The sequence below is a fragment of the Rhodococcus sp. C1 genome, from assembly GCF_020809065.1.
Classification (GTDB): domain Bacteria; phylum Actinomycetota; class Actinomycetes; order Mycobacteriales; family Mycobacteriaceae; genus Rhodococcus_F; species Rhodococcus_F qingshengii.
This window is the reverse complement of sequence record NZ_CP078080.1, coordinates 6,265,549-6,278,175: the sequence shown is the minus strand read 5'-3', so window position 1 is coordinate 6,278,175 and position 12,627 is coordinate 6,265,549. Positions and strand designations below refer to the sequence as shown.

Below are 12,627 nucleotides of genomic sequence, written 5' to 3'. Positions count from 1 at the left end.
AGCCCCCACCTGCAGGTTCAGGCAGCAGCGGCGCGAGCCTGTTCCGCGCGCCACCACGCGACGGTCTCTTCGGCGGCCTGATCGAGCGGCGTCGGCGAGAGTCCGAGCAGCACTTCGCTGGCGCTCGAGTCCATGACGAACGGCTTGGTGAACTGGTAGTTCATCTCCGCGAGTTCGCGGCTGTCGGTGTTGATCTTGCCGACGGCGTCGAGCACCCAGGCGGGGAGTACACCCACCTTGGCGGGGGATGCCCCGGCGGCGCGGGCGAAGGCCTCGGCGATCTTGCGCTGAGTGAGCGCAGGGCCGGTGGGTGCGTGGAGGACGGAGTTCCAAAGTTCGGGGTTGTGTGCCGCCGCGATCATCGCTGCTGCGAGATCGGGGATGTAGGTGAAGGAGTGCGGCTGATCTGCGGAACCGATGACACGAATCTTCTTACCTGCCATGACCTTCGGAACCATGCGCTCACCGGCGTGGGCGGTGCGGACGCGGGGGCCGAAGAAGTCCGAGGCCACGACGCTGACGGTGGGTGTTGCCGAGGCCTCGCGAGCACGCAGCAGCGCGGTGCGCACTCCGCGCTTGCCGCCGGTGGCGTTACGTGGATCGGATTCGGTCATCAGGGTGTCGGAGTTGTAGGCGTAGAGGCTTTCGGGGAAGACCACGACGGCACCGATGGATGCGGCCGCGTCGAGCACAACCTTCTCGGCCGCCGGGAGTTCCCGCTCCCAATCGGCTGCGTTGTAAGCAGCGTGGATGCAGTGGTAGATGGCCGTGGCGCCCTCGCTGACCGAGCGAAGGGCCTCGGAATCCGAGACGTCGACGCGTCGGCGGTCGATCAGCGGGTGCTCGGGCCCGCTGCCGGACCTGGTCAGGAGCCGGACGTTGATTCCCTGCTCGGCGAGCTGTAGCGCGACGGCGGATCCGACAGGTCCTGCTCCGGTGACGATTTCGAGGTTCGACATGGTGTGCTCCTTCTCGTTTCAGGTGAACTGAGAGCACTGCTCTCGTTTTCAAGAATGCACCTGCACCCGAGCGCTGTCAAGAGCAGTGCTCTCTTTTGTTGATACTGCTCTCGGGAATGGGGCAAGATGGACTCATGGTTGGAACTCCCCGTGAGCGGGCGCGCGAACAGACGCTGCAGGACATCACCCGTATCGGACGCGAGCATCTCGCTGCCGTCGGCGCTGCCGCTTTGTCCCTGCGCGCCGTCGCGCGTGACCTGGGAGTCGTGTCCTCAGCGGTATACCGCTATGTCGCCAGTCGGGACGAACTGCTGACCTTGCTGGTGGTCGACGGGTACACGGAACTGGGCGCGGAAGTGGACGCCGCCGTGAATGCCGTTGCAGCAGAGGATTTTCGCGGACAGTTCATTGCTCTCGGGCGCGCCGTTCGCAGCTGGGCGATCCGGGAGCCGGCCCGCTACGGTCTGTTGTTCGGCAGCCCCGTCCCCGGCTACGACGCTCCGGGCGAGCAGACCACCGGCCCCGGCACCCTCGTCGTGACCCGGCTGATCGGGATCATCGACGCCGCCCATCGCGCGGGTTCACTGACGGTGCGAGAGGGTCCGGGCCTGAGTGACACGTTGGCAGCGGACCTCGAGGGAGTGCGGAATGAACTGGGTACCGACCTGCCGCCGGATGCCGCGGTGCGCGCAACTCTCGTCTGGGTATCGCTGTTCGGTTCGGTGAACTTCGAGGTGTTCGGGCAGTACGGAAGCGATACGTTCACCGACGCGAGCGAGATTTTCGAGCGGCATTTGGCACTACTTGCCGATGTGGCGGGTCTGACCTGAACACGTTTGTGTCTCGTTCCTCCGCGCGCAGTTGTCGGTGAGATGATGTCCTTGTGGCGCACGCAGAAGAACCCGAGGATCGAATGGCCTGGATAGAACCGGAGGTTCGTCCGGGCAGTTTGTTGGTGTCGTCGACCGATCTCACGGAACCCGCATTTCGCCGCACCGTCATCTACATGATCGAGCACAACGACGCCGGGAGCCTGGGCGTCGTCGTCAATCGGCCGAGTGAGACGGCCGTGCAGAACGTGTTGCCGCAGTGGTCACCGCTGACCGCGCATCCTTCGGCCCTGTACATCGGTGGACCAGTCAAGCGTGACTCGGCGCTTTGCCTGGGCATCGCTCGCAACGGTGCGCGGATCGACGGCGTCGCCGGCCTGCGGCGGGTGGACGGCAAGGTAGTCATGGTGGATCTGGACTCGGACCCGGAGGTCATTGCTCCTCTGGTCGAAGGGATCCGAATTTTTGCCGGGTACTCGGGTTGGACTCTGGGCCAGCTGGATTCGGAGCTCGAGCGTGAAGACTGGATGGTGATCAGCTCGCTGCCGTCGGATGTGCTGACGCCGCCCCGAGTCGATGTCTGGGCACGGGTGCTACGACGCCAGCCGCTACCCGTGGCGATGCTGGCCAGCCACCCCATCGAGGTGGAACGAAACTGACTTGTCGGAGGTCGATGATATTCCTGTGTCATCGTTTTCGAGAGAGGTGGCAGCAATGATCGCTGAGCGTCAGATCCAGTGCGCGGATTGTGTTTCGGATGTCGATCACTGCCACGATTCTTTGCTGCGGCATGCCGACGGATCACTCGAATGCACCGGCGTGAACTGCGTCGACTTGGCATCGGTCCGCCATGCGCTGTCCATCGATTGTGCTGAACTGCAGGGCGGTTGCGGCTGCGTCGACGCGACCCGAGGCGAGTTGCTCGCTAGCTGACGCTGACCGGATCCCGATTCGCGAAGCGTTGCGCCATCGCAGCACAGACGATCAGTTGGATCTGATGGAAGATCATCAGCGGCAACACGATCAGGCCGACGGGCTGGCCCGCGAACAGTACAGCCGCCATCGGTAGGCCCGTTGCCAAGGACTTCTTCGACCCGCAGAAGATGATGACGATCTGATCGGGAAGATCGAACCCGAGCTTGCGCCCCGCGAGAGTTGTCACGCCGAGAACCAGCGCGAGAATCAGGCAGCACACGATTGTGAGGATCACGATCTGCCAGATCGTGATGGTGCTCCAGATCCCCTCTTTCATGCTTTCGCTGAAGGCGGCGAAGACAACGAGGAGGATCGATCCACGATCGACGTACTTGGTGGGTTCGGCGTACTTCTGCAGCCATCCGATCACCAGCGGGCGGATCAGCTGACCGACGATGAACGGGATCAGCAACTGCACGACGATGTCGAGGATCGACGAGAAGTCGACCGTCGCCTGGCCGGTGGTGTTCATCAGCAGAACCACCAGCAGCGGTGTGACGAAGACGCCGATCAGGTTGGAGAACGACGCACTGACGATCGCGCCCGCGACATTCCCCTTGGCGATCGAGGTGAACGCGATCGAAGACTGAACCGTCGACGGAACCAGGCACATGTAGAGGATGCCGGTGTAGAGCTCGTCGCTGATCAGCGTCGGCGACAGGAATCGCAGTGCTAGGCCGATCAGTGGGAACAGCACGAACGTCGCGGCGAGGACGACGGTGTGCAGTCGCCAGTGCTTGACGCCCTTCCAGGCTTCCTGCGGCGAGAGTCGCGCGCCGTAGAGCAGGAACAAGAAGCCGATGGCGATCTTGGTGGCCCAGTTCAGAATGCTCTCCGCGGTACCCGATACCGGGAACACACTTCCGAGCACGCCGGCGATGATGATGCCGAGGATGAACCCGTCGATGTAGAACCTACTGAGAAACTTCACCTGGCTAAGGATAACGGCGAGCTTCAGCGGGCTCTCGAGCCCCACGAAGGTTGAAGCCCATCACCGCCAGGCACAGCAGCGTCCCGATGATCGACAGCTCGATGATGGCCGTCTGCATTCCCTGGAGGGTGATGGCGATACCCGCGATGATCGACGGGATCGCCAGTCCCGCGTAGCTGACGGTGAAGAACGCGGCCAGAACTCCGCCGTGGCTCTCGCGGGCGTGGGTCCGGGCGGCGGCGTTGACGCGCTTCATGCCGCCGGCAAACGCCAGACCGTGCCCGGCGCCGACCACGACGGTGATGACGCCAAGCAGTGCCAGGCTCGGGACGAGGTCGACCACGAGGAGGCCGATCATTCCCAGAGCGAGGATTCCCAGGCCGGCGGTGACGGACGTGCGCGGGTCCATGCGGCTTCCGCCGAGTTGCGCGACCACCGAGCAGATCATCACCAGTGCGGCCGCCCCGCCGCCGAGTAGAAGGTTGTCGATGTTCAGCAGGCTGGTCATCCACGACGGGACCACCGACTGGAAGAGCCCGACCGCGCCCCACGACAGCGCGACGGCGAGCGAGCTGAGCCAGAAAGTCTCGCGAATGGCGGCGGGAACATGTGGCATCTGGAAGAACCGCTTCGGGCGTGTGACGTCCCCGATCCGCGGAAGTAGCAGCAACACGATCAGTGCCGGGATGAACGCGACGAGGAAGATCAGATACGGCAACCGCAGCGGTTGTGGAAGGTACTGGGCGATTGCACCGGACACGAGTGGTCCGAGCGCACCGCCCAACGCGCCCGTCACCGTCGATACGAGCGCTGCTCGTCGGTGATCGAACTTCGGTTCCTGCTCCACCAATGCGGCGCTGCCCGCCGCACTGGCCGCGCCCACCGCGATTCCCTGGGCAATCCGGCCGACGAACAACCACACCGTCGCGTCGGCAAATGCCAGAACGAGCGTGCCGACGACGCTCAGAGCGAGTGCAGTAAGGAGCACGGTGCGTCGGCCGAGGGCGTCGGACAGCGGTCCGAAGAACAGCAATGCCGGAACGAGGCCGGCGACGTAGACGCCGTAGATCAGCGTCTGGATGGTGGGCGTGAATCCGAACTCGGTCCGGTACAGCCCGTAGACGGAGGTGGGCATGTTCGCGCCCAAGAGGATCACGGTGAGGACGTAGCCCACGCCGTAGAAGTGTCGATTGGTGCGGCGTGTGCGTTCTTCGGTGGCGACAGCTGTGGCGGACGTGGGAAGCCCCTCCTGAAGACAGAGTGCGAAAATACATGGGTCGTCCTACGTATCGTAGGTGAGTGGAATGATCGCCGCTAATGCTGTGAGGATGAGCTGATGACCGTTGTTCGCAAAGAGTCCGCGTACGAGCAATCCCTCGACTGGATGCGCACGCAGATCTCCGACGGCGTCTGGACAGTGGGCAATCGTGTTCCGACCGAGCCGGAGCTGATGAGTGTTCTCGGCGTCGGCCGGAACACCGTGCGCGAAGCGATCAAGACATTGACCTCGACGGGAGTTCTCGAGATCCGTCGCGGATCAGGGACCTTCGTGCGCGCTCGGACCGACATCGGCGGACTGCTCGGCAAACACGCGTCCGTGGACGAGATGAAATACGTCTTCGAAGTGCGTCGTGCGCTCGAGATGGAAGCGGTCCGGTTGGCGTGTGAGCGTCGCAGCGACGACGACGTCCGGATACTTCGTGAGCTGGCCGCCCGGCGTGACGTCCCAGCGGAGAACTTCGTCGACGTCGATCTCGCGTTTCACATTGCCGTCGTCGATGCCGCCCACAATCCCGTGCTGAAAGATCTGTTTGCCGGAATCCTCGAAACAGTTCGAGCCACCTACGAGGTGACCGAAGGGGTTCATCCGCCGTCGCTGACGTCTTCGCATCATCAGGGAGTTGCCGAAGCCATCGCCGAACGCGATGTCACCAAAGCCAGGGCTGCGGCGTGTGGGTATCTCGAGAAGACTCAGGAAGCGATCGGTTCAGGCTCGGCGGTTAGCGAGTCCGGGCGTCGGCCAATCGATTGAGTGACCCCGCGATGTCTTCGGCTTCGGGTGTCGTGATCGTGAGTCGGTCGCCACAAGCGAACGTGATGACCACCGCTGGTCCGGTGCGGGTGACGACGCCGTAGTTACGACGACCCTTGGTCTTGAGTCCCCAGCCGCCGAAGTCCGCGAACGGTTTGATCTCCGCGACGTCGGCTCCGACAACTTCCTCGATGCCGTAGGTCATCGCAGCCATCCCCATGTTGATCACCCGGATTTCCCGTTCGTCGACGATCACCCGGAAGCGAACCAGGCTGACGACGAGCAGTCCGAGTGCCCCGAAGATGAACAACGGCCAGAGTGACCGCATCGCCAACGCCATGATGACTCCGGGCGCCAGAGTGATCGCAGTGAGGATCACCGACCCCTTGGTGCTGAATCCGACGTCGTCGGAGATGGGGAGAGCGCAGCGGCTTCGCGGCAACCCGGCCGAGGGTTCGATCGTGGCAAGAGTGCGGACGCGGTAGTCACGCAGGAAGGAGGCGCCGATCCACCCCAGCACCCCGCCGACTGCAAAGCCGACACCGAGAGACCACAGCGGGAGTGACGTCGTGGACGGATCGGCGACATCGAGTTGGGTGTAGAGCAAAGCGAAGTTCACTGTCGTGATGAGCCCGACCACGCTCAGCCCGACAACCAACATGAAGCGACGCATCATCAGCATCGCGGGAGCAAGAGCAGCAATCGCACTGAGACCGCCACCGAAGAGCAGCGTCAGAAGTGCAATGGTCCAGGCGTTGGCCGACGGGGTGGAGAATCCGTCCGGCGAGGTGGTGGTCCAGTGAGTCGCGATCTGCTCCGGGAGGCGGGGCTCCCAAATTTTTGTCAAGACGAAGCCGAAGACCGCACACAACAGCGGAACGACTAGCCCGAATACGACCCCGGCCGGGTCGACCACGCGATGTTTCACGTGAATCAATGAGCCGGCTGGCAAGCATCCTTGAGTGCGCAGGCACCGCAGGAAGCGGTACCGCAAGCGGCAGCGTTCGCCTTGGCCTCGGGGGTCTCCGCCACCGGCTCGTCTGCGGCAGGCTCGGAGTGTCCGCCGCAGTTGCAGTCGTTACCGCATCCGCTCTGCTGCGGGAGTGCGGCGGCAGCACGGGCACCGATGCCTCCACCGAAACCGGCGGTGAGGACGGCGACGACGACGGCGATGATCGCGACTGCGACGCCGAAGACTCCGCCGATGGTCAGTGCTGCGACTCCGCCGATGACCAACATTCCGGCGGCCGCGAGCATGGTCGGACCGGCCACCTTGTTGGCGAGGGCGAACGACTCCTCGCTCCGCAGGGAATCCTCGGTGCGGACACCGGCCCAGCGGTTGCGCGGGAGTTTGCCGATCAGTCCGGCGACAGCAACTCCACCGACGGCGACAGCGAGCACGAATAGCACCACAGCGACAACGATCACCCATACAGGATAGGCGCGAGTGGAGTTGATGGTATGCCCGGGTCGTGCAGGCTCTACCCTGGTTATCGGTATTTCCGTCAGCCAAGTAGATAGCGACCACAGTGACCGAGTCTCCGCAGTCCCCCGATTCACCAGCCGACGCAACTCCGCAGCACCGCTACACCGCGGAGCTCGCCGGCCAGATCGAGCAGCACTGGCAGGACCGCTGGAGTGAGGAAGGCACGTTCAACGCGCCCAATCCGGTCGGTCCGCTCTCCTCGCCCGACGGTGTTCCCGCCGACAAGCTCTTCGTGCAGGACATGTTCCCGTACCCCTCGGGTTCGGGCCTGCATGTCGGTCACCCGCTCGGATACATCGCTACGGACGTCTTCGCGCGCTTCCATCGCATGCAGGGGCGCAATGTCCTGCACACCCTCGGCTACGACGCGTTCGGTCTCCCGGCCGAGCAGTACGCCGTGCAGACGGGTACCCACCCGCGGACGACCACCGAGTCCAACATCGCCAACATGAAGCGCCAGCTGCGACGTCTGGGTCTGGGGCACGACGAGCGTCGTAGCCTCGCGACGACGGATGTCGACTTCTACCACTGGACGCAGTGGATCTTCCTGCAGATCCATGGCGCCTGGTACGACAAGGAAGCCGGCAAGGCGCGTCGTATCTCCGAGTTGGAAGCCGAGTTCGATTCCGGTGAGCGCGCTCTGGAAGACGGACGCGAGTGGGCTTCGTTGGACGTGGCCGCGAAGGCCAAGGTTCTGGACTCGTACCGCCTTGTCTACCAGTCGGATTCGATGGTCAACTGGTGCCCCGGTTTGGGTACCGTCCTGGCCAACGAGGAAGTCACCGCCGACGGTCGTAGTGACCGCGGAAACTTCCCAGTCTTCCGTAAGCATCTCCAGCAGTGGATGATGCGCATCACCGCGTACTCCGATCGCCTGGTCGACGACCTCGAGTACCTGGATTGGCCGGACAAGGTCAAGGCCATGCAGCGCAACTGGATCGGACGCTCGTACGGTGCCGAAGTTACCTTTGCTGCAGGCGAGTACGGCGTCGATGTGTTCACTACCCGTCCGGACACGCTGTTCGGCGCAACCTACGTGACGCTGGCTCCTGAGCACGACTTGGTGGACAAGCTCGTCGCGGACGAGTGGCCCGAAGGTGTCGACGCGCGCTGGACTGGCGGTGCCACGACTCCGGCGGAAGCTGTTGCTGCATACCGTAAGTCGATTGCCGCCAAGACCGACCTGGAGCGCCAGGAAAACAAGGAGAAGACGGGCGTCTTCCTCGGTTCCTACGCCGTCAATCCGGTCAACGGACACAAGGTTCCGATCTTCATCGCCGACTACGTTCTGACGGGTTACGGCACCGGTGCGATCATGGCAGTTCCGGGACACGATCACCGTGACTGGGAGTTCGCGAACGCGTTCGGTCTGGATATTCTCGAAGTTATTGCCGGTGGCAATGTTTCGGAGGCTGCGTACTCCGGTGACGGCCCGCTGGTGAACTCCGACTACCTCGACGGGCTGGACGTTGCCGAGGCCAAGGCGACCGTCATCAGTCGCCTCGAGGAGAGCGGCCAGGGCAAGGGCACCATCCAGTACAAGCTGCGCGACTGGCTTTTCGCGCGTCAGCGTTACTGGGGCGAGCCTTTCCCGATCGTCTACGACGCGGACGGCAACGCACACGCTCTGCCGGATTCGGCTCTGCCCGTGGTGCTTCCGGAGGTCGAGGACTACGCACCCGTGTCCTTCGATCCGGACGACGCCAACTCCGAGCCCTCTCCCCCGCTGAACAAGGCGACCGACTGGGTCAACGTCGAGCTCGATCTCGGTGACGGTCTGCAGACCTACCACCGCGACACCAACGTCATGCCGCAGTGGGCAGGTAGCTCGTGGTACCAGCTGCGCTACATCGACCCCACCAACCAGGACGCCTTCTGCGACCCGCAGAACGAGGCGTACTGGACGGGCCCGCGTCCGGAACTGCACGGCCCCAACGATCCCGGTGGAGTCGACCTGTACGTCGGCGGCGTCGAGCACGCAGTGCTGCACCTGCTGTACTCGCGCTTCTGGCACAAGGTTCTGTTCGACCTGGGCTACGTGTCCTCGAGCGAGCCGTACCGCCGCCTGTACAACCAGGGCTACATCCAGGCATTCGCGTACACCGATGCCCGCGGCGTCTACGTGCCGGCGGAAGAGGTCGTCGAGCGTGACGGCAAGTTCTTCTACGAAGGCGCCGAGGTCAACCGCGAGTACGGCAAGATGGGCAAGAGCCTGAAGAATGCCGTTGCGCCGGACGAGATCTGCGCCGAGTTCGGTGCAGACACTCTGCGTGTGTACGAGATGTCGATGGGTCCGCTGGACACCTCGCGTCCGTGGGCTACCAAGGACGTCGTCGGTGCTGCGCGATTCCTGCAGCGAGTGTGGCGCGTCGTCATCGACGAGGAGACCGGCAAGCCCCGTGTCACCGACGAAGCTCCTGGTGAAGAGACTTTGCGTGCGCTCAACAAGGCGATTTCCGGTGTCATCGAGGATTACACGGCGCTGCGCGACAACACGGCCGCCGCGAAGCTGATCGAGTACAACAACCACCTCACCAAGGCGTTCCCGGGCGGTGCGCCGCGTGCTGCTGTCGAGCCGCTGGTGCTGATGCTCGCTCCCCTGGCGCCGCACCTCGCGGAAGAGCTGTGGTCGCGTCTGGGTCACACGGAATCCCTTGCGCACGGACCCTTCCCGGCAGTCGAGGAGAAGTGGCTCGTCGAGGATACCGTCGAGTACCCGATCCAGGTCAACGGCAAGGTTCGTAGCCGCATCAGCGTCCCGGCGGATGCCGATCGCAAGGCTGTCGAAGAGATCGCGCTGGCCGATGAGAAGATCGTCGCTCTGCTCGAGGGCAACGCACCCCGCAAGGTGATCGTTGTGCCGGGCAAGATGGTGAACATAGTTCTGTAGGGCCTTCGGCCCCTGTGCGCCGTTTTGGTAGTTACCGCTACCGAAACGGCGCACAGTCGTTTCTGGGGATGATTCCCGACGTTGACACCGAGGGGGGAACCTCAAAGGCGGGATCGTCAAGTACGGGGTGGTCGGTATTTCGTAATGGGAATGGCTCCACGTTCAAGTTCGAACCGAAAATCGTTGCCGTTGCTCATAATCCAAGGCCAGGTTCGAGTTTGTGACGCCAATCAGTCGTTGTCCTGAATGTCCCGCTCCACGGAACATTTGGTAGCGCGTGTTCGATGTGAGGGCTGTGATGCACGTAACACGTTGCCGAGAGCGGTAGCTGTCGTTCCACTGCACTTCCCCGCAAGGCCCCCGTCGGCGGTATTCGACAGGGGGTCAATCGAATTTGTAGGTGTCCCGAAAGGATCTTCCAGCCATGGCGTCTCACGTCCACAGCTCCGGTTCGTCTCCTAGTGCGCCCGAACCGACATCGATACCGGAGCGTTGGACTCCGCGACTGGTGTTCTCTCTGGCGTCGATCGTTCTACTTCTCGAGATGCTCGCGGTGAGCTACATGATGATTTCCACTGCGCTGCCGGCCATCTCGACGCATTATCAGACGACGCAGGGAGCTTGGCTGCTCACGTCGTTCTTGCTGCTGGGGGCGGTCGCGTCTCCTCTGCTCGGAAAGCTCGCCGACATGTACGGCAAGCGAAAAGTCCTGCTCTTGGCGGTCGCCGGCGCAGCGGTCGGATCCTTCATTTCGGCGGTTGCGCCGAGCTATGCCGTCCTGATTCTGGGCCGGTCATTGACGGGTCTTCTCGTTCCCTGCCTCTTCCTGAGCTACTCCCTCATTCGAGATGTCTTCCCGCCGAAAACTGTTGCGCTGGCAGTCAGTATCGCGACTTCCGGTATGGGTCTGATCGCGATTCCGGCGCCGTTCGTCTCCGGTTGGTTGATCGACAACCACGGGTTCCGGAGCATCTTCTGGTTCTTTGTCGTCGGGCTGGTTCTCCTCGGCGGCATGATCTTCGCTTCGACGGCGGAATCGACTGTCCGACTTCGCTCTTCGCTGGACCTGATCGGCGCGGTACTGCTCGGATCGGGCATCGCCGGAATTCTGATCGGCGTCAGCTTCGGACCGACCTGGGGCTGGAAGAACGGTTCGACACTGGCCTACCTGATCGGCGGCGTCGCACTGTTGGTGGCTTGGGTTGCCTCTGCCCGAGCCATCCGCGAGCCCTTGATCGACCTGCGCTACTTCGGCAAGCGTTCGGTGATGCTCACCGCCGTCGGTGCCGGTTTCTGCTACGGCGCATCGGGAGTCTTCACGATTTTGCTGCCGATGATGGTGATGACCCCCGCAGTTCTCGGCCTGGGATACGGATTCGGCGTGACGGCAGAGGGATTCGCGATCTTCCAGGCGCCCCTTGGCGGCATGGTGGTGGTCGGTGGTTTGATCGTGGGCTTCCTCGTGGGGCGCAACATCCGGCCCCGTCTGCTGATGATCATCGGAATGATACTCATGGCAGTCGGATTCACGTTGACGGCCACCATTCACGACAACAAGCCTCTGCTCATCATCTTTGCCGGAATCTTCGGTGTCGGTATGGGTATGGGCTACGCCTCCATCCCGAACCTGCTCATCGAGGCAGTGCCGCCGCAGTTGCAGGCAACCACGGCGAGCATGGTTGCGGTCTTCCAGAGCATCTTCCCCGCTGTGCTTCCCGTCATCGCCTTCACGGTCTTGAACTCGCACATCGCGATGGCGATGGAGGGCGCTGTGTTCTACACCGACGAGGGCATGCGTATCGCGTTCCTGATCGGTGCTGCTGCAGCAGTTCTCGGCGCGATCGCAGCCGTGTTCCTGCCGCGAAACATCGTCCAGATCGGCGCAGAAGACGGTGTGCAGCAGGAGACGTCCCTCCTCCCTGCTCACTGATCACACGATGATGTGCGGCTACTGGCCAACTTCCGTAGCCGCACATCGCCGTGGTGCACTTCGACGTCATGCAAGATGAATCTCCTGCAGCGAGATCTCACCCCGCAGCGGACGCTCTGCGACCTGTGCCAGATCAGATACGAATGTGTCCGCGATCGATCGGGTGGTGGTGAGTTGTACCGACAGAACATTGTTCGCTTGACTGCACACAGTTGCGCCGTGCCGGTACGCCACCAGCGCCACGGGATCGACGCGTTGGAAAGTCGCGGTGACGTGTAGGCCGACCTGTGGTGTCACCGGAACGAACGGGCCGTGGTCCGTCTTGATGCGAACTATCCCGATGATCTTGTTGAGACGCTTGATCAACATGGCGTCGGAGATCGTTGCCGGGCAACGGTACGCGATCGACATTCCGGTGACTCCCGGCGATGTCACGGATACCCATGTAGACAGGCTGACGACCTCGACGCCGAGCTTCCACCCCAGCGACGAAATACGTGCGAGAACCGCCGCGGTATCGTGGCATTCGACCACCATGGTGCCCACCCGACTCGTATCGGTGCCCACCCGAGCCGCTTCACCCATTTCCTCGAC

At 63.0% G+C, this 12,627-nt stretch carries 12 protein-coding genes; 6 read left to right on the top strand and 6 right to left on the bottom strand.

Annotated elements, in window-relative coordinates:
* Positions 1–17: 17 nt before the first annotated feature.
* Positions 18–959: an NAD-dependent epimerase/dehydratase family protein gene (locus KTR60_RS29035; protein WP_219467882.1), complete on the bottom strand. Its 942-nt coding sequence runs from the start codon at positions 957–959 to the stop codon at positions 18–20.
* A 134-nt stretch (positions 960–1,093) separates the two neighbouring features.
* On the opposite strand from KTR60_RS29035, the gene KTR60_RS29030 reads away from it, so the two are divergent.
* Genes KTR60_RS29030 through KTR60_RS29020 form a run of 3 tightly spaced genes read left to right on the top strand, consistent with a single transcriptional unit; the run spans position 1,094 to position 2,722 of the window.
* Complete coding sequence (locus KTR60_RS29030) at positions 1,094–1,789, top strand: TetR/AcrR family transcriptional regulator (RefSeq protein WP_003942494.1); 696 nt, start codon at positions 1,094–1,096, stop codon at positions 1,787–1,789.
* Positions 1,790–1,842: 53 nt separating this feature from the next.
* Positions 1,843–2,448: a YqgE/AlgH family protein gene (locus KTR60_RS29025; protein WP_003942572.1), complete on the top strand. Its 606-nt coding sequence runs from the start codon at positions 1,843–1,845 to the stop codon at positions 2,446–2,448.
* 55 nt (positions 2,449–2,503) lie between these two features.
* Entirely contained in the window at positions 2,504–2,722 is a 219-nt protein-coding gene (locus KTR60_RS29020; protein WP_047272705.1) for a hypothetical protein, read from the top strand.
* Here KTR60_RS29020 and KTR60_RS29015 read toward each other — a convergent pair.
* Together KTR60_RS29015 and KTR60_RS29010 are read right to left on the bottom strand one after the other, a co-directional pair.
* On the bottom strand, positions 2,715–3,695 hold the full coding sequence (locus KTR60_RS29015; protein WP_003942582.1) for a bile acid:sodium symporter family protein: 981 nt from the start codon (positions 3,693–3,695) through the stop codon (positions 2,715–2,717). The two genes, KTR60_RS29020 and KTR60_RS29015, sit on opposite strands and share 8 nt — an antisense overlap.
* Positions 3,696–3,699: 4 nt before the next feature.
* Positions 3,700–4,869: an MFS transporter gene (locus KTR60_RS29010; RefSeq protein ID WP_003942549.1), complete on the bottom strand. Its 1,170-nt coding sequence runs from the start codon at positions 4,867–4,869 to the stop codon at positions 3,700–3,702.
* 162 nt (positions 4,870–5,031) lie between these two features.
* Between KTR60_RS29010 and KTR60_RS29005 the strand changes: the two genes are divergently transcribed.
* Complete coding sequence (locus KTR60_RS29005) at positions 5,032–5,727, top strand: FadR/GntR family transcriptional regulator (protein ID WP_228401567.1); 696 nt, start codon at positions 5,032–5,034, stop codon at positions 5,725–5,727.
* Here KTR60_RS29005 and KTR60_RS29000 read toward each other — a convergent pair.
* On the bottom strand, positions 5,696–6,655 hold the full coding sequence (locus tag KTR60_RS29000; RefSeq protein WP_228401565.1) for a DUF1648 domain-containing protein: 960 nt from the start codon (positions 6,653–6,655) through the stop codon (positions 5,696–5,698). The two genes, KTR60_RS29005 and KTR60_RS29000, sit on opposite strands and share 32 nt — an antisense overlap.
* Positions 6,656–6,660: 5 nt before the next feature.
* The gene (locus KTR60_RS28995) at positions 6,661–7,155 is read right to left on the bottom strand and encodes an SdpI family protein (protein ID WP_030537477.1); all 495 of its coding nucleotides are present in this window, start codon (positions 7,153–7,155) and stop codon (positions 6,661–6,663) included.
* Between the two features lie 101 nt (positions 7,156–7,256).
* Between KTR60_RS28995 and leuS the strand changes: the two genes are divergently transcribed.
* Both leuS and KTR60_RS28985 read left to right on the top strand, forming a co-directional pair.
* Positions 7,257–10,103: a leucine--tRNA ligase gene (leuS, locus tag KTR60_RS28990; protein WP_021332602.1), complete on the top strand. Its 2,847-nt coding sequence runs from the start codon at positions 7,257–7,259 to the stop codon at positions 10,101–10,103.
* Between the two features lie 424 nt (positions 10,104–10,527).
* Positions 10,528–12,033: an MFS transporter gene (locus KTR60_RS28985; RefSeq protein ID WP_042451764.1), complete on the top strand. Its 1,506-nt coding sequence runs from the start codon at positions 10,528–10,530 to the stop codon at positions 12,031–12,033.
* A gap of 66 nt (positions 12,034–12,099) precedes the next feature.
* Here KTR60_RS28985 and KTR60_RS28980 read toward each other — a convergent pair whose 3' ends face one another.
* On the bottom strand, positions 12,100–12,618 hold the full coding sequence (locus KTR60_RS28980; protein WP_007729094.1) for a hypothetical protein: 519 nt from the start codon (positions 12,616–12,618) through the stop codon (positions 12,100–12,102).
* Positions 12,619–12,627 lie beyond the last annotated feature (9 nt).

Excerpts from the sequence above, each read along its gene's own strand:
- KTR60_RS29035 (WP_219467882.1), bottom strand. The coding sequence starts at position 959 with ATGTCGAACCTCGAAATCGTCACCGGAGCAGGACCTGTCGGATCCGCC.
- KTR60_RS29030 (WP_003942494.1), top strand. The coding sequence starts at position 1,094 with ATGGTTGGAACTCCCCGTGAGCGGGCGCGCGAACAGACGCTGCAGGAC.
- KTR60_RS29005 (WP_228401567.1), top strand. The coding sequence starts at position 5,032 with ATGACCGTTGTTCGCAAAGAGTCCGCGTACGAGCAATCCCTCGACTGG.
- KTR60_RS28985 (WP_042451764.1), top strand. The coding sequence starts at position 10,528 with ATGGCGTCTCACGTCCACAGCTCCGGTTCGTCTCCTAGTGCGCCCGAA.
- KTR60_RS28980 (WP_007729094.1), bottom strand. The coding sequence starts at position 12,618 with ATGGGTGAAGCGGCTCGGGTGGGCACCGATACGAGTCGGGTGGGCACC.
- KTR60_RS29020 (WP_047272705.1), top strand. The coding sequence starts at position 2,504 with ATGATCGCTGAGCGTCAGATCCAGTGCGCGGATTGTGTTTCGGATGTC.